The following is a 20,355-nucleotide window of genomic DNA, read 5'->3' as shown; positions in this document are numbered from 1 at the left end:
CAAAGAGTAAATTCGGTTAAAAAAAGGAGGTTATGTAGAAGGGGCGTCTGTTGATTGAAGAAAACCAGTTGCTGCTCCCTGATTTCAATAGGCGCGAGGGAGCAGTGAAGGAGAGGGGGGACTATAGTGAAAAAAGAACTAGGATAACAGTAAAAGCCCTCTGATTCAGCGCACACACAGAAGCGACGCTAAATCAGAGGGTTTCTATTTTAAAGAAAGTTGTTGGAATGAATTGTTACTTGTCAGTTTCTCCACTTGTAGCGATAACTAACGGCACGATTTTTTCAAAGGAGTGACGGAAGCTTTCAGGTTGTGCTAATTTTTGATAAATGATCGCCAAACCGTCTTGGTTTTTGCTATAATCCAACCAAACCTTCAGCTCACTTTGAGGACCGTATTTCTTTGAAATGTACTGATACGCTTCATGATGCAATTGTTCTAAATCTGTGAGCTGCTTTTTCTCATAAGCAAAAAGCAAGGTTCGCTTGAGGATTCGCTCAAAATCTAAGTCGCGATCGGCTTCGGAAATAATTTTGCCATAAAGCGAGCGAGGCTCATAGGGCAGCGAGGCGCGATGATCTTCTACAGCTTCACCGATCATTGAAATGACTGAAGGAGAGAAAAAGCGTGGCAACACAGCATCTTGTTCAACGATCTTGCGAGAATTGCTTTCGTGGTTTTTGCGGCCATAGAGCAAGCCGATATCATGGTAGGCAGCTACCGTATAGACGATATTCAGGTCAACAGGCAATGTTTCAGCAATCTCAAAACTATTTTGGATCACTTGGTGGACGTGCGCTGGGGAGTGACTGCTATCCAATTGGTTGTATTGCGGGATGATGGAGCTTTCAATATAGTGCTTTAGGTGTGGATCAATCTTCATTTGTCTGGTTCTCCTGCCTTTCTTATGCTAGATCAGGGGGAATTGAGCCAGTGCCAAACCGATCACTCGTTTCTAGACCTAGCGGCTGACGACAAAAGCCAAAGGGCTGTCCATCAATGGTGATTTGTTGCTTAAGCCACGGAAGATAGCTGATGGTATCTGTTGGATCGCCGGCAGCTGCTTGTTCCATTTTCTGCCATTCATTCGACGTCGAAATCGTTGCATCGCCTTTCAATAAGCCCTGCCAAATCACCTCGATCTCCTTGGGACAAAGGTTGCCTACCATTGATGACAGACCGTTAAACCCTAGTGCGACCTTTTCCGCCAAGTCCGCTTCACCACCAGCATAAAAGCGAAAATCGACAGCCGTCTTTGTTTTTAGTTGAGGTACTCGCTCTTTACTGCCAGCTTCCTTTAAGCCGATCACCCGAGGGTCAGCGATTAAGGTCAAGAGACTTTCTGCAGATAAATCAAAGCCCGTGCGGCGGGGATTGTTGTATAAAATAACTGGTTTTTCGCAAGTATTGATCAATCCCTGAGCATAGAGCACGGCTTCCTTTTGGCTCAGGCAGAGATAAGGGGGAAAGCCTAAAACCACACCATCGATTCGGGGATTTTTGCTGATTGCTTCTGCCAACGCGAGCGTTTCATGAAATACGATGCCAGCTAAACCGAAGAGGAATTCGAAATCGGCTGCCCAGCTGGTTTCTTGCGCTAAGGCATGTAGAAGCTGTCTTTTTTCTGTCAAGGTCAATGAGTGCTGTTCACCGGTGGAGCCGCACACCAAAACCGATTTGATCCCTAGTTTTTGCAGCTGCAATATATGGGCAATCGTCCTTTTCGTGTCAAGTCTTTCTTCATGATCAAATGCTGTGGGGACGGCAACATGCAGTGAGTGATTCAATGGCGTCATTCGATTCATCCTTTCTTGTGATACGTTTAGCCAGCGATGTTCTTCTTGCTTCTGGTGCAAGCCAAGGAAGACGAAACAACTGATTATCCATTAAGTGTAGCAAACTTCTCGTTTCAGCAAAAGGCTTAGCGAAATTTTTTAAAACGGTGGTTGCGTTTTCAAAAAAAGCATGGTATTATGCAAGTAATAAAACAGGCATGTGACTGGTAATGCAGGCAGGACCTATAAAAAACATGGAAGGGATCGTTGGATTCCGTTCAATGTTTTTGTAGGTGCTGCCTGCTTTTTTCTTTGTTTGGCCAACAAAGGAAAACTAATTAAAGGAGAAGAAAATTATGAATGTAAAAGAAACGGCAACTGCCATCGTTGAGTTGATTGGCGGAAAAGAAAATATCGCACATTTGGAACATTGCTCCACCCGCTTGCGCTTTACTTTAAAAGACAATAGCCTCGTACAAAAAGATGCCTTGGAAAAAGTCGCTGGTGTGATCGGTGTGCGCCAAAATGTCCAATGCCAAGTCATCATCGGCAATGATGTCGTCGAAGTGTATGATGAGGTTATGAACGTGTTAGGTCATGAGCTAACAGCGGATGGAGGAAGTGAAGCGAAACAAAAACAATCGTGGGGGGCGGTCCTGCTTGATTTTATTATCTCGATTTTTCAACCGTTGATTCCAGCGGTCGCTGGTGGGGGCGTCTTGAAATCCTTACTATTACTTGCTTCTGTCACTGGATTGATGGACAATACGAGCCAGACGTATCAAATTTTGAATCTGATCGGTGGCGCACCATTGTATTTCTTACCGATTTTAGTGGCGATCACCACGGCAAATAAATTAAAGGTCAACCAATTGGTGGCGGTTTCCGCTGTCGGTGCCTTGATTTTGCCTGAACTAACGACACTATTGACAGATGGCGCAGCGTTCATGGGCTTCGGTTTACAAAATATCGCCTATGCGTCACAAGTATTTCCAGCAATTTTAACGGTTTTATTTTACGCTCAAATTGAAAAGCTGTTTACCCGAATCTCACCAAAACCGATCCGTATCTTCTTTGTTCCGATGATGAGCTTGGTTATTACGGTTCCAGTTGCTTTATTGATTTTAGGCCCATTAGGCTTTGAAGTCGGAACGATTTTCTCAGCAGCGATCATTTGGCTGTATGCCCATTTAGGTTGGGTGGCAACAGGGATCTTAGCCGCTGTTTTACCATTAATGGTGGTTACCGGTATGCACAAAGCCATGATTCCCTATGCTGTTTCGTCCATGAGTGAGATGGGGGCAGAGCTGTTATACTTGCCTGCCTCATTGGCACATAACATTGCAGAAGCTGGTGCTTGTTTTGCGGTGAGTGTTCGGACCAAAGACCAAAAACTTCGTTCAACCGCTGTTTCTGCAGGCATCTCCGCCCTTTTTGGCATCACCGAACCTGCTTTGTATGGGGTGACGATCCTGCATAAACGAGTGCTTTACGGCGTGATGGCTTCCAGCCTAGTTGGTGGAGCGGTGGCTGGTTTGTTTGCCATCAAGGCCTTCGCATTAGTTGGCCCTGGTCTAGCAAGTATCACTATGTTCGTGGATGAAGCCAACCCGATGAATCTTGTGTGGGCTTTGGTCACGTTAGGGGTATCCTTTGCTGTTTCCTTCGTCCTTGTCCTTTTCTTATTCAAAGACAAAGTAGTAGAAAATAAGACGACTGTTGCCGATCCGAAAGCCGAAGTATTGAGTAAACCAGTAGAAGGCCAAGTGGTAGCCCTCTCTGAAGTCAACGATGAAGTCTTTTCAAGTGGTATGATCGGAGAAGGGTTCGGGATCATCCCGACGTCTGGCGAATTGATCGCACCAGAAGATGGCGAGATCACGATGTTGTTTGAAACCAACCATGCGATCGGGTTAAAAACCCGTAATGGCGCAGAATTGCTCTTTCATATCGGCTTGGATACCGTTCAATTAGAAGGCAAACACTTTACCCCTTATGTAAAAGCGGGGGGTCAAGTGAAACAAGGGCAACCCCTGATCCAATTTGATCTAGATGCCATCAAAGCAGCTGGTTTTGATCCAATCGTGATCTGTGTGGTCACCAATCAAGAAAACTTTACGGTCAAAACGATCGAATCAACCGATGATCAAAGCGACCATGGTGTCCTATCGATCGCACCGCTCGTCTAAACAAATGAGCAATGCAACAAAAACAATGTAAAAAGGAGATTGAACAAATGACTAAAACAACTTTTCCAAAGGACTTCTTATGGGGCGGCGCTATCGCCGCAAATCAAGTAGAAGGAGGTTGGAATCTTGGCGGCAAAGGTTTGTCGGTGGCAGATGTAGCGACTTACAAACCGCATGTCGATGTGAAAAACTATGCAGCACACATGAGCGTGACTGTTGATGCCGTCAAAGAAGCAATGGCGGATCAAACGGATGCCATTTATCCAAAGCGCCGAGGGATCGATTTCTATCATCGCTATCCAGAAGATTTGGCTTTGTTTGCGGAAATGGGCTTTAAAGTACTACGCCTGTCGATTGCGTGGACCCGCTTGTTCCCAACCGGGGAAGAAACGACACCTAATCCAGAAGGGATCGCTTTTTACCGCAATGTCTTCCAAGAAATGCAGCGCTTGGGGATCAAACCGATCGTAACGTTGTCTCACTATGAGATGCCGCTAGCGCTGAGCTTAAAGTATAATGGCTGGGTGGAACGCAAAGTGATCGATGACTTTGTCCGCTTTGCAACCGTCTGTTTTGAAGAATTCGGGGAATACGTGGAGTACTGGTTGACCTTTAACGAAATCGACAGTATCCATCGTCATCCCTTTACGACAGCAGGCCTCATTCCTGAGCAATCAGAAGCTGGCAAGGAAGAGCAAGATGTGTATCAAGCCCTTCATCATCAATTTGTGGCCAGTTCATTAGTGACCAAAATCGCCCATGAGATAAATCCTGACAACAAAGTCGGCTGTATGATCACGAAGTTGATGACCTATCCATTGACTTGTGACCCACTGGATGTTGAATTGACCTTAAAGAAAAACTTAGAAAATGATTTCTATGCAGACGTTCAAGTCAAAGGTGCTTATCCGCGAATGATTGAAAAAGATCTGGAAAAACGCGGCATCAAGATTGAAATGGCACCAGAAGACCGCCAAATCTTAAAAGATCACACCGTTGATTTTCTCTCCTTTAGCTATTATATGTCTATGGCTGAATCAGGTGATCCAAATGCCGAACGGACGCCAGGTAATACAGTTTTAGGAGTAAAAAATCCCAAGCTGCCATCCACTGAATGGGGCTGGCAGATCGATCCTAAAGGCTTGAAAATCTCCTTGCTTTCATTGTATGATCGGTATCAAGTGCCATTGATGATCGTTGAAAATGGCATGGGGGCCATTGATATCCTCGAAGATGGGCACGTGCATGATCCGTATCGGGTCGATTATTTCAAGGCACATTTCAAACAAATGAAGGAAGCCATCGATGAAGGGGTCGATTTGATTGGTTATACTTCATGGGCACCGATCGATCTGGTCAGTGCGGGGACGTCACAAGTGACGAAACGTTATGGCTTCATTTATGTGGATGCCGATGATGAAGGTAATGGCAGTTATGACCGTTTGAAAAAAGATTCCTTCGACTGGTACAAAGAAGTGATCGCCACCAATGGCGCAAGTTTGGCAGAATAAACAGTGAGGAGCGAGAGTGCATGATTTACATCAAGAAAGTCTTAAATTCAAGTGTCGTACTTGTTGATAAGGAAGGCCAAGAAATGATTGCACTTGGGAAAGGGATCGGCTATGGAAAAAAAGTCGGCGACAGCATAGCCGATACCCAGATCGATCAAGTTTTTCTGCCAATCGATGAAAAAAAATCGGGTCAGTTTGCCGATTTGGTGGATGAGATTCCGTTGTACTATTTTGAAATGACCAAAGAAATCGTTCAGCTAGCGCAAAAAATGCTGCCTTATCCGCTAAATTCAACGATTTACCTCACCTTATCGGATCACTTGCACTTTGCTGTGGAACGTCAGCAAAAAGGCTTGAGTGTGACGAATCGGCTCTATTGGGAAATCAAGAATTACTATACGGAGGAATTTCGAGCCGCCGAACAGGCACTACGCTTGTTGAAAGAGCAGTATCAAATTGATCTGCCGGAAGAAGAAGCCTCCAATATCGCGTTTCATTTGATCAATGCCCAGTCGAACACCGAGGAAAATCAAGATGGGCTGAAAAAAGCCAAATTGATCGGGTTGATCGTCAATATGGTGCGCTACTCGATCCAGCAAGACGTCAACACCAATTCGATCCATTATAATCGCTTTATTACCCACGTGCGTTTCTTCGTTGACCGGTTCTTTTTGGATGGTCTGCTGCAAGAAGAAGATGAAGGACTATACCGTCAAATGTGGGCTCTTTATCCAAATGCTATGGAGATCGCGACAAAAGTCAAGGCCTATATCGACAAAGAATATCAAACGAAGATCCCTGTCAATGAAATCGTCTATCTAGGCGTTCATATCAATCGGTTGATGAACCATTCAGCGATCAATTCCTAAGCGTCCTCATTTTTAACAAACACAAACAAGCCGTTTCCCTTTGCTGGAAGAAACGGCTTGTTTGTATTTAGTAGGCTTGCTTGTCAGGAATCACGCCTCGAACGCCGCCTTTTGGATCCTCCACGTCGCCTTGGTAGCGTGGGATCAAATGACAATGGCAATGAAAGACCGTCTGTCCGGCAGCCTCCCCGCAATTGAAGCCGATGTTGAAGCCGTCTGGTCGATAGGTTTCCAACAAATAGGCTTTGCCTTCCTGCAACAAAGCCTGCAAGTCTTGTAATTCCTCTTGGGTGAGGGCAAAATAATCCCTGCGATGCGCTTTGGGGATCAATAGCAGGTGTCCAGGGGTGACGGGAAACTTATCAAAGATCGCATAAAAGCGTTCGTTTTCAATGATCGCATGTTTTGAGGCAGTACAAAAAATACAAGTCAAAATCTTCCGCTCCTTTTTTATCAGCTAGATAGCGTATCGATACTTGGTTTTAGTTTACCAAAAGCTGATTTAAAAGAATACACAATGCTAATGAAATGGCATTTTGGATCATTTGCGAGTAAAATAAAAAAAGTTTATAGATTCGCTTGACTTAGAGTGCACTTCAACCTGTATGCTTAGTGTAACTTAAAAAACAGGAGGACGTACAAATGGACTATGTAAAATTTGGCAATACAGGACTTGATGTGTCACCTTTGTGTTTAGGGACAATGGGATTTGGCGATCCCAACAGCGGGTTTCATGAGTGGGTCTTAGAAGAAGACGATAGTCGTGAAGTCATCAAAAAAGCCTTGGATCTAGGCATCAACTTTTTTGATACGGCAAATGTTTATTCTTATGGAGCGAGCGAAGAAATCGTCGGTCGAGCATTGAATGATTTTGCGCCCCGGGATGAGATCGTGGTTGCCACAAAACTGTATTCAAAAATGAAGCAACGGCCTAACAGTGGAGGCTTATCCCGAAAAGCGATCTTTTATCAAGTCGAGCAAAGCTTAAAACGCCTGCAAATGGACTACATTGATTTGTATATCATCCATCGTTGGGATTACCACACACCAATTGAAGAAACCATGAAGGCACTACATGATTTGGTGGTTTCTGGAAAAGTACGCTATATTGGTGCATCTGCGATGTACGCTTGGCAATTTGCCAAAGCACAAGCAGTCGCTGAGAAAAATGGCTGGACCAAATTTGTTTCGATGCAAAATCACTTGAACTTGCTTTATCGAGAAGAAGAGCGAGAAATGATGCCCTTGTGTGCCGATCAAAAAATTGCCGTGACGCCGTATAGCCCATTGGCAGCCGGACGTTTAACAAGAGACTGGGGTGCAGAGACCAAGCGGTACTTAACGGATAAAACCGCCAATCAAAAGTACGACAAAACGATGGAACAAGACCGGGAGATCGTGGCGCGGGTCGCACAAATTGCTGACAAACACCAAAGCAAGCGGGCGCAAATCGCCTTGGCTTGGTTATTACAAAAAGAACAAGTGGTCGCACCAATTATTGGCGCAACAAAAGAAAGCCACTTATTGGATGCATTACCAGCCCTTGACTTGAAGCTGACAGCCGAAGAGATTGCGTATTTGGAAGAACCTTACTTGCCTCATGCAGTGGTAGGGGCGGTATAACGAGTAACAAAAGGGCTTCTGGCTCGTAGCATACAAAACGATCTAGGAAAAAATGCAAAACAAGGAAGTGAAGCCATGAATATCAAAAAAGTCAGTGAACTGAGCGGTGTCTCGGCTGATACCATCCGTTACTATGAAAAAATTGGGCTGATTCCGCCGATCAAACGCAATAAAAACGGTGTTCGTGAATTTGATGATGACGACTTAAAGTGGATCACGTTTGCAAGGCAAATGCGCAATGCTGGATTATCGATTGAGGGTCTAAGTCATTACCTGGCTTTATTTGAAGAAGGACGAGAGACGGTTCCTGAACGAAAGCAGCTCCTAGCAGACCAAATAGCGGTACTGAGGGAGAAAATCTCTGATATGACGGAAGCTGTCGAGCGCTTAGAATACAAACTTGAACATTATGATGAGCATGTTTTACCGACAGAAGAACGATTGCGTCAACGAAAAGCCAGTTTAGTCACTAAGTCTTAATGACTGAATTTGTTGCAATGGAAACCAGAAGCATTCTGCATAACACAATCGAAAAGAAAGGAAGCTTATGAAACAACTTGCGATTTTAGGTGCTGCTGGGACGATTGGGCAGCTGACACGTAAAAAAATTTTAGAAAGAACCAATTTATCCCTGGTACTTTATGCTCGTCGTGCAAAGGAGCGTTTGCAATCAGCAAATCCAGAACGTGAGACCATCATAGATGGTGACTTTCTGGACTTGGGTCGACTGGTTCGTGCCCTTCAAGGATGTCAGTATGTTTGTCTGACGGATATTCACGATCCGCGGGCAACGCTACGGGTGATCGAAGCAATGAAATTAGCAGGCGTCAAAAAGTTGATCAGTATTGCACCAGAAAGAAACCTGTGTCAGCCAGAGGAATTAAAGCAATTGGCAACCTCATCTGATCTTTCCCTTTCCCCTAAAACGCATCAGCTGCTTTTGCAGCAAAAAAATCGGTTGATGTCCTATCATTTGATTGCGGGATCAGAATTGATTGTTTCCTTTGTCCATTTGCCGTCAGAGAAGGAACGCATGGCGCAGCGAAATGCCTGGCAAAAAGCGATCGCAGATGAGATTCTGGCGATATTTCATGGTTGTGCTGCATAAGGCCACCTTCTCTGGTGAAAAAAACCAAGAATACTTTCTTGAAGGTCAGAATCAATTTTTTTCATGTTTTCATGAAAAAATTGGTTCTTTCTTTTAGTGTTTTTTTGATAGAATAAACAGAAGCTTTTCTACATAAAAATAGGTGCCAGATTGAAAGGAGAACGTTGATGGACTCATTAATCAAAAAAAATCTTGCGTTATTGCTTGGGGTGCTGTGGATTTGCATTGCTTTAAATTTTTTCTGTTACCTCATAGCATTGCTTCTGCCGGCGTTGGTTCGATTGGTTATCTTATTGAAACTGGATGGTCCATTAATCGGCACATCATTGTCTGGGGCATCAATTTATTGATGTTGGCCCTTGCGTTTTTACTTTTGAAACGAGAGGTCTTTGTCAACACGGTTATTGGTAGCTTGGCATTTCCCGTTCTACTGGCGCTTTTACCCGAAATCATGGTACTGCGCTTTTATTCCATCTCATTGATTTTAGGTAGTTTCTTCTTTAGCTTCGGCATCTTTTCGCTCTATAAAATTGGTGCTTCTAACGGTGGCGTAACGATCCCACCGCTGATTTTGGAAAAATACTATGGCATTCGCAGATCTAGTGGGGTTTTCTTAACTAATTTGATCATCATCTTGCTGAACCTTTTGATCTTTTCTTGGCAAGAAGCGCTTATTTCTGCCTTTTCAATTTACTTGATTGCCTTCTTCATGCGACTCTTCATGCGGCTCGAGCAAAGAATGCAGGCTAAAAAATCTGTTGAAGTCCAAGAGACAGCAAAAGTAGAGTAAAATAGCAGTAACAAAACATCGGTGCAAAAATCTGCACCGATGTTTTTTAATATTTTCTTTTTCTTAGAACAGCTATGGCACCAGTCAAACAAGCGATGATCAAAAAGCAAGTTAACAACAGTGCTGGCAGCAGTTCCCCTAACTTGATTTGGTCGGTTAAGTAGTTAGGAAATTGGCTGGAAAGAGAGTAAGGGTTCCAATTTGTTAATTGACTCCACAGATTGCCTAACATACCCATCAGATAACAGACACCAAGAAACAACAGTCCTTGATAGATACTTTTAGCAAAGCTAGAACCTAGCAGCAGGATGCTGATTGCTAATAAACCGAAGAGCCAATAGCTGACCAAAGCGCTAGGGACTTGAACAGCGCTGTCATCATGGAAATAAATCATCGTATAAAAAGCACTGACACTGGCACTTAGGAGGAAACTCAAAGACCAAAGGATCGATAAATAGCAAGCTTTGGCTAAGACGATCGTGGTTTTCGGTAAGCCTTTCGTGATCAGTTGAATAAAGGTGCCATGACTGATTTCGGCGGAGATCGTATCGGTAAAAAGAATCACAAACACTAGTAACCCGATCGTGCCGATGTTGCTGTAAAACTGAAGCCATGCATCGATCGAAGTCGGATCAGCAATCGTGATCTGAATTGATTCTGGCACCATACTGGCCATCAGATCGGGCATGATTTTCGCTGTAAAGGGAGAAAGCATGCCAATCAGGGCAAACAGGATCAAGCAGATCAACAATTTCTTACTGCGAAGGCCGCCGAGAAATTCTTTCTTTAAGAAAACAAGAAACGTCTTCATTTGATCACCTCCAAATAAATCGCCTCTAACGTTGGTTCGATTCGTTGAAAGGATTCAGGTACTATCTGTTGTTCATTGAGCAATCGCAGCAACTGCTTTCCAACATTCGTGTCAGCAGTTTCGTCGATCAGTAATTGATTGTTCTTTCTTTCTGCCGCAATGCCGTGGAATGCTAACACATTGGCAAATTTCACATGCTCACCTTCGTCGGCAAAGACAATCCCAAAGGCGGTTTTTCGATAACGGTTTTTTAAGGAATCCATCGTTTCAAATGCCCGGATCTGGCCTTTGTGCAAAATCGCAATGTAATCTGACAGCTGCTCGACATCTGCAAGAATATGGGATGAAAAAAGAACCGTTGTTTCTTCTTTGATTTTTGCCAATACATCAAGAAACGCTTTGCGACCTAAAGGGTCTAGTGCGGATGTTGGTTCATCGCAGATCAAGATGGCGGGGCGATTGATCAGAGCTTGGGCTAACCCGAGACGTTGTTTCATACCACGAGAAAAGCCAGCGATTTTTTGTTTCGAAGCTTCTAGACCTACCAATTCTAAGACTTCTGTTACCCGCTGAGGTTGAAAAGGTTCTTGATTGGGCTGGATTTTTCCGCAGAAAGTCAAATATTCTGCAGCTGTCATAAAAGAGTAAAATTGCGGCACGTCTGGCAGATAGCCGATCCAGCGATTGGTCTTTGCTGAGCCAAATTGCACCGGTTCGCCACAAACGGTGATTTCTCCTTCATCAATGGGGAGTAATCCTAAAATCGCCTTCATGGTCGTTGTTTTGCCGGCACCATTTTCTCCGACAAAACCCACAACGCTGCCCTTTGGAACCGAAAAGGTTAGGTCTTGTAGCACTTGTTTGTGCCCAAAACGCTTGGATAAATGATTGATCTCGATCATCTTCATTGTTGGTCCTCTTTTCCGAAAGCAAAATAAAGGATAGGACCAATCAGGCTAATACAACATGATATTAAAAGCCATAACGTGCGAGAGCCAAATTTAAACTGTTCCTGCTTTAAAATATCCCGAACTGACAGGACGATTAAGACCAGTTGTAAGATAATTAGGGGAATCAGTATGGGCAAATAATCAGCCATATCGTTTGGAATGTTTAGTTGAACACTATCCATGGGAATCACTCCTTTGGGAATTAGATGCTTGCTCAGCTAGTTTGCTCAAGCGCTGAAATAGTTCTTTAAATGGGGGTTTTTCTTGATACGGTTCAAACAAGGGTGTCAGCTGTGCTAATTCAATAAATTGTTTTTTGACACTACCTGAGTTACGCGGGATCTGACTGCCTAATTCTAATTCACTAATCCACTCATCGATGCTGTTGAAATAATCATCTCCTTTCAAAACGATTTCTTCAGGTGTTGTTGCTATCGTTTTGACGTACTTTTCTAATGCATCTGCTAGTAAGTCCTCTTTTCCTAAAGCGGCAAAAGAAACCATTCCAGCGGCTAAAAAGTTCAGCACAGAAATAGGATGCAGTTCGGCCAGATGGAAGCTCTCGCTGAGTGCCAGTCCACGTGCATAGGTTTTTTCCAGTTGCTCCTCGTCTTGTGTGAGCATTGCTAAATAATTCGTCAGTAAGCTCATAAAAATAATCAAGTATTGATAAATCGCACTTTGAGTAACGATCTCAGCTTGTTGCAACTGATTGTTTTGCTGGAATGCGGCGGCAATCAACGGTTCGCTAGGTAAAAAAGAGAGAGTTTTCGTGCCAAGGATCGCCAAGACTTCTTCTGGCTTGTTTCTCATCAGCAGACAATAAGCATCGATCTGTTTCGCTTGTTGGGCGAGCTCACTGTCTCCTTGGTCCATGATCCGTTGGTACAGGGTTTCTGCTTCCTTCAAATAGGTGTTTTTCTTCGCTTCCATTAGAGCGTTTTCGTAAGTTTGTCCTTCTGGGATGCTTTCTACAGGGACATCTGGCAGTAGATCCCAATGATTTAAGTAAAAGGACCCCATTTGTAATAAGAACGGATAACAAGAGTAATACCGTTTGGTAAAACTTTGAGCAAGAGCGAGAACTTCCGTCGATGTTTTTGTTTGGAAGGCGCCTTTTAATAGTTGGTAAATCCGTTGAATCTCTTTAGGGGATAGCTGCGAGTCCAAAATCAATAATTCATCGACGCTGCAATCAAAATACGCTGCTAATAAGGGCAGCGAGGTGATATCTGGATAAGACTGTCCCGTTTCCCATTTCGAAACGGATGCTTTGGACACATTCATAAACACTGCTAATTCTTGTTGGGTAATACCTCGTTGTTTTCTTCTCCGAGCGATTTCCTCGCCAATTGGTAAGTCCATAGTGCACCTCCGATAGGTTTGTTTGGTATACTTCTATCATAAGAGGAGAAGGGATGACTTACAATGGATTGCTAGTTAATTTTTGGTTGATTTAATTAACTAAAAGTTGATTATAAGACAAATTATCCCAATCTTTGGGAAAGAGATGATCGTAAATGAGAGGTAGAAAAATGAAAGTTGTAGCAGCAATCGATTCCTTCAAAGGAAGTGCCACTTCCGCAGAATTAAATCAAGCGGTCTTAAGCGGGTTCTCAGACCAGTGGGAAAAACGCAGTATTCCCATCGCTGACGGGGGAGAAGGATCAATGGCAGCAGTCATTGCTGCGCTGGGAGGAAATTACGAAACGGTTTCAGTGACCGCGCCATTAGGCGGTAAGTTGCAAGCTCGTATGTTGATCACAAAAATCAAGGAAGAAAAAATAGCCCTGATTGAATCTGCAGGAGTGATTGGGTTGCAACTCGTGGAACCTAGTGATGAGACCACCCGCAATAGCTCTTCTTTTGGGTTAGGCCAAATGGTCTTAGCAGCTTGCAAGCAAGGAGTGAAAAAAATTTACCTGACCCTTGGCGGTAGCGGCACTTCTGATGGGGGCGTAGGCTTTTTACTTGCGTTAGGAGCAAAAATCACAACAAATGGGCAAATGGAAAAAAATCCATTGTTGCAAACAGATGCATTACAACTCAGCGAGTTGAATCCTCTACTTAAGCAAATTGAATTGTTTGCCTTAGCTGATGTAACAAATCCTTATTCAGGTGAACAAGGATTTGCGCCGGTTTTTGGTCCGCAAAAAGGGGCATCCAAAGAAACGGTCCAGCAGTTGGATCAGCAAGCAAAGCGTTTGGCTGAACACATCAAGCAAACCACGGGGACCGATCTGGAAGTCCCTGGTGCTGGTGCTGGTGCGGCAGGGGGGCTTGGTGGTGCTGTTCGTTTGGCAGGTGGTCAATTGGTTCCAGGATTTGCGACGATCGCTTCATTGATTGGATTTGAGGAAAAAATCAAAGGCGCAGATTTGTTGATCACCGGTGAAGGACGCATCGATGGGCAAACCGCTGGGGGAAAAGTGCCCTATGGCGTCGCGTTGCTCGCCCACAAACATCAGGTCCCAGTCGTTGCCATCTGCGGCTCTCGAAGCGACGATCCAGGAAAACTGCCGCAACTCTTATCTGCCGTTTTTTGTATCCAGCAAGGTCCGGTTTCATTGACAGAAGCGATGGAGAAAAAGCGAACCTTAGTGAATACTCAACAGACTGCTCAAGCGATCGCTGGTTTTGTGGAGCAGTGGCAAAAAAAGATCGAATCAGACGTTTAAGAAGGGACTGAATAAGAAGATAGCACCAAAAAACTTCGTACAAAAGGCAGCAGCCGGTACGAAGTTTTTTGGTGTTTTTCTCTATGCTTAAGCCATGGTAGCTTGTGCTTCAATCTCTACTTTAAATTCAGGCGCAACCAATCCGGCGACGATGACGAGACTCATAGCTGGTTTGTTTTCTGCCAAAATAGCTGTAAACGCCGTACGCACAGCAGATAAGTAGGCAGCATCCGTTAAAAAGACGGTCATTTTGACCACTGATGACCAAGACAGCTGATTGGCTGATAAATGCTCTTCGATTTTCTTCAAAACGATGGCTGTTTGCTCTTGCGGGTCCTCAGGTGTGACTCCGTCTTGTGACGGCGTTTGACCAGAAATGAAAAGAAAAGGTCCTTGCGCGATTTTTGTATCGGTATAGATTGCCATTTATTTGGCTCCTTTCGTCTATCTTGCCTTTGGATGATGGGACAGATAGAAATTGATTGGGTGGGTCCTAGTTTACTTGATTTCACCTGCAAAAACAATCAACGGAGGTTTTCAGTTGGTTGTGTGAAGCCACGCGACCAAGCCGCTCTTCCCCTTTAATAAAAGCACTCATTTTTTTCAGGCTCCGCTGAAATTATCGCCAGAATTTTATGGTTTTAATGTTTTATACTATGTTCAGATCAAATAAATAAACAAGGAGGAAAAAAATATGAATTGGTACAAAAACACAACAGAAGAACTATTACACACGTTGCAAACAACACGGCAGGGCCTTTCCTCCGAAGAACGCAACCAGCGTTTAGCAAAGCAAGGTGAAAATAAAATTACTGAGGCAGCGCAGATCCCTACATGGAAGAAAGTCGGCAAGCATTTTACCGACTTACTGATGTTGGTCTTGATCGTCGCAGCCGTCTTAAAAGGGGTTTCTGGTGATTATATCGAAAGCGGCATTATTATGGCGGTCGTCGTCATCAATGGATTAGTCGGCTACTGGCAAGAGCGCAAAGCCCAAGAATCACTGGATGGATTGAAGCAGTTCATGGGGCAAGAAGCAACGATTTATGTTCACGGCCGCAAGAAGAAAATTGCTGTTTCTTCCTTAGTAAATGGAGATTTAGTCGTTTTAGGACCAGGAGATGTCGTACCAGCAGATATGCGCTTGATCGAAACCCATGATCTTGTGATTGAAGAGTCGATTTTAACTGGCGAATCTGAGCCTGTTCAAAAAATGACCCAGCCTATTACTCAAGAAAGTACGATTGGCGACCAGCGGAATATGGCGTTTTCTGGTACCCATGTAGAAAGCGGAACTGCCAGCGGGATCGTCGTTGAAACAGGCGACGATACACAAATCGGCCAGATCAATCAAGCAATTCAGTCTGTGAAAGCGCAAGAAACCCCGTTGATCAAAAAAATGAAGCAATTGAATCACCAAATCTTTAAAGGAATTATCGGATTAGTGATTTTCTTGATCTTCTTTACTACCTTCCGCTACGGCTTTGATCTTGATCTCTTGTTCTCATCAGGTATCGCCTTAGTGGTAGCGATGATTCCTGAGGGCTTGCCAGCCGTGCTGACCATGATTTTATCGATGGGTGTCAAGGAAATGTCTGAGGAGCAAGCAATCATCAAAACGATGCCCTCAGTGGAGACACTAGGTGCCATGACGGTGATTTGTTCAGACAAAACAGGAACCTTGACCAAAAATGAAATGACGGTTGTCGATGTCTTGGTTGAGTCGAACGTGGATAAAGAAATGGTGCTTGATATTATGGCAAATTGTCAAGATTTGAAGCAGGACGAAGGACAAAAGGCTGTGGATCTCGTTGGAAATCCAACCGAAAAAGCCTTGTTGCAATACGCAGAATCAGCGCAGCAACCATTGCGTAAAACAGCCGATAAGATTCCTTTTAGTTCCTCTTACAAGTACATGGCAACCCGTCATCAAAATCAAGAAGAGTCGAATGCCTCGGTAGTTTTTGTCAAAGGTGCGCCCGAAGTATTGCTTGAGAAAAGCCAACTGACTTCAGATCAAAAGCAATGGTGGTTAGATGAAAGTGCAAAATTAGCAGCGAAAGGGCAGCGGCTGATTGGCTTTGCGCATCTGACGCTGTCGGCACAGGAGTCCTTGTCCCACGAAGCACTCATCAATTTATCCTTTGTTGGGATCGCTGGCATCATTGATCCTCCGAAAGACAGTGCCATCAAAGCAGTAAAAGAGTGCTTGCAAGCGGGCATCCAAGTTAAAATGATCACAGGAGACCATGGCAAGACCGCTCAAGCCATCGGCAAGCAAATTGGATTGAAGCACACGAATCACGTGTTGGAAGGGCTGGAAATCGATCTGCTGTCTGAGGAGGAGTTGCAGCAAGCAGTCCAAAAGACAGATATCTTTGCTCGAACGACCCCAGAGCATAAATTACGGATCGTTAGTGCTTTGCAGGCGAATGAAGAGATTGTCGGAATGACCGGCGATGGTGTAAACGATGCACCAGCGCTGAAAAAAGCCGACATTGGGATCGCTATGGGAATCAAAGGCAGTGAAGTAACCAAGCAAGCAGCCGATATGGTTTTGGCAGACGATAATTTTCATACGATCGCCAATGCCGTCCGCGTGGGTCGTCGGATCTATGATAATTTGAAGAAAACCATCAACTTCTTCTTACCAACGGCTGTTGCACAAGGATTGATCGTTATTGCGGCACTCTTGTTGAACCGACCACTGCCACTGACACCTGTACAAATTTTATGGGTAAATATGGTGACAACCATCACGCTTTCATACGCACTCGGTTTTGAAAAGGCAAGTGCGGATGTTATGAATCGACCACCACGGCCAATCAAAGAAGGTATCTTATCTTGGTACAGTCTGTTCCGCATCTTCTATGTCTCGTTGTTAATCATGATTCCTTCCTACGTCTTAGCGATTCAGTTTGAAGGAACGGTCCTTCAGCAAAGCATGCTACTGCAAAGTATCGTCTTCGCCCAAGCGGTCTACTTGTTGAACTGTCGTGAGCTGGTAAAGCCGGCGTTGAATCGCCAACTCTTTGCCAATAAAGCACTCTTAGTCTCCCTGGCACTACTGATCGTATTGCAGGCAGCGATTTTCCTAACACCTATCGGACACCAGCTTTTAGGGATCGGTTCTTTGACGCTGATGCAGCAGTTGAGTATTGCAGCCAACGGGGCACTTCTTTTCACAGTCGTCGAAGGTGAGAAATTTATTACAAATAAGTTGCAAGGACGTCAAAAAGCTGCCCCAGTGAAACAATAAAGGCAGCTTGATGATTCTAGTGATAACTTAAATAATAGGTTTGAATGAGCTCAGTCACTTGATTGAGCTCATTTTTGGTTGGTACCATCGATAAATAAAAGACTGGGACAGGAGCATCATCTAATGGAAAATTTGATAAGACAAAATCAACGTCGATTGCCGATAGCCCTTCTAGTTGACCTGGTTCGATGGCTGATAAAAGGATACGAGCTCCGAGAAAGTCATTCAATTCTTGTAAAAGGTAAGCTTTCCATGCCGGCTCCCCTTGAAAGACAAAGTATCCCTTTGCTCGGATAGGGTTGATTTGTAAAATTGCTTGTTGAATCAACAAGGTGGTGGTAGACCACAAAGGGAAACTCGTCTCCCTTTGGCTGCTTGTCTGCTCCTCTAAAAAGTCATGGATCGTTGCTTCGATCGGTAACGAATAGGGCTGATTCAGGCGCTGGATCTCGTGAAATTCTAACCCAAACCATTCTGAGAGTTTGGCAGACTCTTGCGTTTTGATCAAGAGCAGCAACAGATTCTCAATCAGTTGCGTCCCACTAGCGAGAGGTAGCTGCAGCAAGCGGGCTAATTTTTCGACAAAATAGGTTGTTTTTTTATAAATGGCTTGATACGTTTCAAGGGTTGTTTGAATTGTTTCGGACCATTCATTATTGTAGTTCCAACTTTCTAAAAAGCAATAGAAGCTAAAGAAGTGTTCGCTGCGCTCTAAATAAACACCTTCTTTTTGATAGAGCTGACTTAATGGCTGTTGGAAAAGGCCATAAAGGGGATCATCTTCATTAAATTCGAAGGAATCAATGCGGCAATTGGCTTTGATACGGATTGAATTGATAAAAAACCAGCAGGTGCCGAAGATTTGTTCCACATCAATTTGCAGCTTGGCTTTTGCCAAGCGATCCAAGAAATGATAATAGTGGGACTCATGAATCGTATATTCCTCAAAAAAGTAATTGTTATGGGTGTAAGGCAGTAAAAGACGATGGAAGAAGACGCGAATATTGATCTCACTTCCTTCAAAACGAATCACTCGATTTGTGACGCGAATCCGCAAAGAAAAATCCGTCAGACTTTTGTTTAATTTTGAGATATGCCGCCGCAGGGTTTCATAGGAAGTCCCTGTTTGGCTAAGAATCTCTTGGGTACGGAGTTCGCTAGAAAAAAGCAATGCTTTCATTAAAGAAACTCCGATCGATTGAGGAAAAAATGTTTCCCATAGCTGACTCATCAGCAATGGGCCATCATGGGTCAAAGCAAAGCCACTACTGGCAGCTTCGATCTGCCAACCATCAGGTAATTGTTGACGAATATAGGTTATATCAGAAAAAACCGTTCGTTCCGTCGTATTGATTAGTTCTGCCAAATGTTTGGCAGTGATCATTTTGTGATTGGCCAACTGTTCCAAGAGCAAGATTTGGCGCAACAAATCTTTCTCCGTAATGATTTTTTTCATCATCCCATCCATGACAAAAACTTCCTTTCCGATTCTTGAAGGTCAAAAGCATCCCATTGACTGCTTTGGTGTAAAACAGCTCGTTCGTGTTCTTATTGATTTTATACGAAAAAGCCAAGTTTTGCTATTTACAATTCATCGGAAGAGGTTATTTATCAAAAAAATGGGGATCAGGTGTAGTAACGGTCTGCAAAGAGTGAGCGCTATTTTTTCATGTGTCTCAACTGTTAAAGATCAATCATATGCTCGTATTTCTTCATTCGTAAATATAAAGAATAACTTTCTTTCGATAATTTTATCTTAGAAGAAAACAAACTTTTTTTGCGTGAAGCATAGAGTTTTCGATGGAGAGCAGAGTCAATGATCCACTCAATTTCTACTTGTTCTTCCCTGGATAAAGAAATTTTTTTCTCATTGGATTGAATAAGTGAGTAAGTAAATTCCAAACAACTCATTTTATAAATAAAGTTAGAAAAATAGGATTTATCTATGTACATTTAATCACCCTTTCTCACATCTGGTTCAATCATATGAGATTTCATTTTAAATAACAAATATATTTTCACCATGTGATGAAAATATAAAAATGCAATAATTTTTGTAAAACAGAAAACCGTCTTTTTGTAGGTGATAACGTAAATAAAAAAACAAAAAGTAGAAATTTGAAAGAAGGATGTTTCGACGTTTTTTTTTAATGAGAAGGGAGAATGTATCGTAAGTAAACGCCGACTCATTCATTTATCAGAAGCGTCAAGTTCTGTTGTGCTCAAGTTAACAAAGAAGGAATAAAGCAAAAAAAAATGATCTTTTCCTGTTGACAGATCAGCAAAAGCCACGTAATATAACTACCAATAACTCATTAAGACCATACAAAAGAGAAGTATGAGGATGTTCGTCTTGCAGAGAGCTGATGGTGCTGTAAATCAGCAGATGGATGCTTCAGAAATGGACTTTTGTGTCGAAAGGCTGAAATCAGTAGGCTTTTTCCGGGAACTCCCGTTACAGAGAGCGATCGTTGATAGACGATCTAGAAAGAACCAATTGAGGTGGCACCGTGAGTAATCGCCCTCAGGCAGACAAGTTTGTTTGCGTGAGGGCTTTTTTGTTTTTTCCCTCGATCAATGAGAAAAATAGCAACAAAATCAAACTAAGAGAAGTACTTGAATATTTTTGGCTACAGAAAGTCGGCGATGATGAGAGTCCGGTACCAAGAAATCAAGGAAATGGCCTTAGCCGATCATTTTTTGAACCCTTTTTTGGCAGTAGGAAAATGCGGGAACTCCCGTTATAGAGGAAGACCGTTGTTAGACGGTTGATAGAGATGAAGTTGTTTATT

General features: G+C 43.4%; 17 protein-coding genes, 1 pseudogene and 2 other annotated features (1 of these 20 running past the window's edge). Of the genes and pseudogenes, 9 read left to right on the top strand and 9 right to left on the bottom strand.

Annotated features, from left to right (window positions below; genetic code table 11):
* Nucleotides 1-235 precede the first annotated feature (235 nt).
* Entirely contained in the window at nt 236-883 is a 648-nt protein-coding gene (locus FJU10_RS01465) for an HD domain-containing protein (protein WP_077454464.1), read from the bottom strand.
* A 22-nt stretch (nt 884-905) separates the two neighbouring features.
* On the bottom strand, nt 906-1,796 hold the full coding sequence (locus tag FJU10_RS01460; RefSeq protein WP_140964955.1) for a dihydrodipicolinate synthase family protein: 891 nt from the start codon (nt 1,794-1,796) through the stop codon (nt 906-908).
* 335 nt (nt 1,797-2,131) lie between these two features.
* On the opposite strand from FJU10_RS01460, the gene FJU10_RS01455 reads away from it, so the two are divergent.
* From FJU10_RS01455 to FJU10_RS01445, 3 genes are read left to right on the top strand one after another with little or no spacing between them, the layout of a single operon-like run.
* Nucleotides 2,132-3,964, top strand: a complete 1,833-nt coding sequence (locus FJU10_RS01455; protein ID WP_140964954.1) for a beta-glucoside-specific PTS transporter subunit IIABC — start codon at nt 2,132-2,134, stop codon at nt 3,962-3,964.
* A gap of 47 nt (nt 3,965-4,011) precedes the next feature.
* Complete coding sequence (locus FJU10_RS01450) at nt 4,012-5,475, top strand: glycoside hydrolase family 1 protein (protein ID WP_081118027.1); 1,464 nt, start codon at nt 4,012-4,014, stop codon at nt 5,473-5,475.
* Nucleotides 5,476-5,495: 20 nt separating this feature from the next.
* Entirely contained in the window at nt 5,496-6,344 is an 849-nt protein-coding gene (locus FJU10_RS01445; RefSeq protein ID WP_077454460.1) for a PRD domain-containing protein, read from the top strand.
* A 67-nt stretch (nt 6,345-6,411) separates the two neighbouring features.
* On the opposite strand, the gene FJU10_RS01440 is transcribed toward FJU10_RS01445, so the two are convergent.
* Nucleotides 6,412-6,777 (bottom strand): HIT family protein, encoded by a 366-nt coding sequence (locus tag FJU10_RS01440; protein WP_140964953.1) that lies wholly within the window; start codon nt 6,775-6,777, stop codon nt 6,412-6,414.
* Nucleotides 6,778-6,986: 209 nt separating this feature from the next.
* On the opposite strand from FJU10_RS01440, the gene FJU10_RS01435 reads away from it, so the two are divergent.
* The 4 genes and pseudogenes from FJU10_RS01435 (at nt 6,987) to FJU10_RS01420 (ending at nt 9,865) form a co-directional block, all read left to right on the top strand.
* Nucleotides 6,987-7,967, top strand: a complete 981-nt coding sequence (locus FJU10_RS01435; protein WP_074931714.1) for an aldo/keto reductase — start codon at nt 6,987-6,989, stop codon at nt 7,965-7,967.
* Between the two features lie 75 nt (nt 7,968-8,042).
* Nucleotides 8,043-8,447, top strand: a complete 405-nt coding sequence (locus FJU10_RS01430) for a MerR family transcriptional regulator (protein WP_077454458.1) — start codon at nt 8,043-8,045, stop codon at nt 8,445-8,447.
* 67 nt (nt 8,448-8,514) lie between these two features.
* The gene (locus FJU10_RS01425; RefSeq protein ID WP_077454457.1) at nt 8,515-9,075 is read left to right on the top strand and encodes an NAD(P)H-binding protein; all 561 of its coding nucleotides are present in this window, start codon (nt 8,515-8,517) and stop codon (nt 9,073-9,075) included.
* Nucleotides 9,076-9,242: 167 nt separating this feature from the next.
* A pseudogene (locus tag FJU10_RS01420) lies at nt 9,243-9,865 on the top strand (YitT family protein).
* A 46-nt stretch (nt 9,866-9,911) separates the two neighbouring features.
* Here the strand turns inward: FJU10_RS01420 and FJU10_RS01415 are convergent.
* Genes FJU10_RS01415 through FJU10_RS01400 form a run of 4 tightly spaced genes read right to left on the bottom strand, consistent with a single transcriptional unit; the run spans nt 9,912 to nt 12,991 of the window.
* Entirely contained in the window at nt 9,912-10,676 is a 765-nt protein-coding gene (locus FJU10_RS01415; protein ID WP_140964952.1) for an ABC transporter permease, read from the bottom strand.
* Nucleotides 10,673-11,584 (bottom strand): ATP-binding cassette domain-containing protein, encoded by a 912-nt coding sequence (locus FJU10_RS01410; RefSeq protein ID WP_096741329.1) that lies wholly within the window; start codon nt 11,582-11,584, stop codon nt 10,673-10,675. The genes FJU10_RS01415 and FJU10_RS01410 overlap by 4 nt, the downstream gene beginning before the upstream one ends.
* A complete protein-coding gene (locus tag FJU10_RS01405) occupies nt 11,581-11,808 on the bottom strand; it encodes a PLD nuclease N-terminal domain-containing protein (RefSeq protein ID WP_077454454.1) in 228 nt (75 codons plus the stop codon). Before FJU10_RS01405 ends, FJU10_RS01410 begins: the two co-directional genes overlap by 4 nt.
* Nucleotides 11,801-12,991: a helix-turn-helix domain-containing protein gene (locus tag FJU10_RS01400; protein ID WP_140964951.1), complete on the bottom strand. Its 1,191-nt coding sequence runs from the start codon at nt 12,989-12,991 to the stop codon at nt 11,801-11,803. The genes FJU10_RS01405 and FJU10_RS01400 overlap by 8 nt, the downstream gene beginning before the upstream one ends.
* A gap of 170 nt (nt 12,992-13,161) precedes the next feature.
* Here FJU10_RS01400 and FJU10_RS01395 point away from each other — a divergent pair, with 170 nt between their 5' ends.
* The gene (locus tag FJU10_RS01395; RefSeq protein WP_140964950.1) at nt 13,162-14,304 is read left to right on the top strand and encodes a glycerate kinase; all 1,143 of its coding nucleotides are present in this window, start codon (nt 13,162-13,164) and stop codon (nt 14,302-14,304) included.
* Nucleotides 14,305-14,391: 87 nt separating this feature from the next.
* Here the strand turns inward: FJU10_RS01395 and FJU10_RS01390 are convergent, their stop codons facing one another.
* Nucleotides 14,392-14,730 (bottom strand): RidA family protein, encoded by a 339-nt coding sequence (locus tag FJU10_RS01390; protein WP_140964949.1) that lies wholly within the window; start codon nt 14,728-14,730, stop codon nt 14,392-14,394.
* A gap of 268 nt (nt 14,731-14,998) precedes the next feature.
* Here FJU10_RS01390 and FJU10_RS01385 point away from each other — a divergent pair, with 268 nt between their 5' ends.
* Nucleotides 14,999-17,563, top strand: a complete 2,565-nt coding sequence (locus FJU10_RS01385) for an HAD-IC family P-type ATPase (RefSeq protein WP_140964948.1) — start codon at nt 14,999-15,001, stop codon at nt 17,561-17,563.
* 16 nt (nt 17,564-17,579) lie between these two features.
* Here FJU10_RS01385 and FJU10_RS01380 read toward each other — a convergent pair whose 3' ends face one another.
* Nucleotides 17,580-19,031: a helix-turn-helix domain-containing protein gene (locus tag FJU10_RS01380; RefSeq protein WP_140964947.1), complete on the bottom strand. Its 1,452-nt coding sequence runs from the start codon at nt 19,029-19,031 to the stop codon at nt 17,580-17,582.
* An 846-nt stretch (nt 19,032-19,877) separates the two neighbouring features.
* Nucleotides 19,878-20,092, top strand: a binding site (T-box leader).
* Between the two features lie 63 nt (nt 20,093-20,155).
* Nucleotides 20,156-20,355 (top strand) — a binding site (T-box leader); it runs 45 nt beyond the window's last position.

This window comes from Enterococcus sp. OL5, from assembly GCF_006491895.1.
GTDB lineage: Bacteria > Bacillota > Bacilli > Lactobacillales > Enterococcaceae > Enterococcus_D > Enterococcus_D innesii.
The sequence above is the reverse complement of the archived record's forward strand: the minus strand, read 5'-3'. Positions and strand labels throughout refer to the sequence as shown.

Excerpts from the sequence above, each read along its gene's own strand:
- FJU10_RS01445 (WP_077454460.1), top strand. The coding sequence starts at position 5,496 with ATGATTTACATCAAGAAAGTCTTAAATTCAAGTGTCGTACTTGTTGAT.
- FJU10_RS01390 (WP_140964949.1), bottom strand. The coding sequence starts at position 14,730 with ATGGCAATCTATACCGATACAAAAATCGCGCAAGGACCTTTTCTTTTC.
- FJU10_RS01405 (WP_077454454.1), bottom strand. The coding sequence starts at position 11,808 with ATGGATAGTGTTCAACTAAACATTCCAAACGATATGGCTGATTATTTG.
- FJU10_RS01460 (WP_140964955.1), bottom strand. The coding sequence starts at position 1,796 with ATGACGCCATTGAATCACTCACTGCATGTTGCCGTCCCCACAGCATTT.
- FJU10_RS01400 (WP_140964951.1), bottom strand. The coding sequence starts at position 12,991 with ATGGACTTACCAATTGGCGAGGAAATCGCTCGGAGAAGAAAACAACGA.
- FJU10_RS01465 (WP_077454464.1), bottom strand. The coding sequence starts at position 883 with ATGAAGATTGATCCACACCTAAAGCACTATATTGAAAGCTCCATCATC.
- FJU10_RS01415 (WP_140964952.1), bottom strand. The coding sequence starts at position 10,676 with ATGAAGACGTTTCTTGTTTTCTTAAAGAAAGAATTTCTCGGCGGCCTT.
- FJU10_RS01435 (WP_074931714.1), top strand. The coding sequence starts at position 6,987 with ATGGACTATGTAAAATTTGGCAATACAGGACTTGATGTGTCACCTTTG.
- FJU10_RS01385 (WP_140964948.1), top strand. The coding sequence starts at position 14,999 with ATGAATTGGTACAAAAACACAACAGAAGAACTATTACACACGTTGCAA.
- FJU10_RS01430 (WP_077454458.1), top strand. The coding sequence starts at position 8,043 with ATGAATATCAAAAAAGTCAGTGAACTGAGCGGTGTCTCGGCTGATACC.
- FJU10_RS01450 (WP_081118027.1), top strand. The coding sequence starts at position 4,012 with ATGACTAAAACAACTTTTCCAAAGGACTTCTTATGGGGCGGCGCTATC.
- FJU10_RS01425 (WP_077454457.1), top strand. The coding sequence starts at position 8,515 with ATGAAACAACTTGCGATTTTAGGTGCTGCTGGGACGATTGGGCAGCTG.
- FJU10_RS01380 (WP_140964947.1), bottom strand. The coding sequence starts at position 19,031 with ATGGATGGGATGATGAAAAAAATCATTACGGAGAAAGATTTGTTGCGC.
- FJU10_RS01395 (WP_140964950.1), top strand. The coding sequence starts at position 13,162 with ATGAAAGTTGTAGCAGCAATCGATTCCTTCAAAGGAAGTGCCACTTCC.
- FJU10_RS01410 (WP_096741329.1), bottom strand. The coding sequence starts at position 11,584 with ATGAAGATGATCGAGATCAATCATTTATCCAAGCGTTTTGGGCACAAA.
- FJU10_RS01455 (WP_140964954.1), top strand. The coding sequence starts at position 2,132 with ATGAATGTAAAAGAAACGGCAACTGCCATCGTTGAGTTGATTGGCGGA.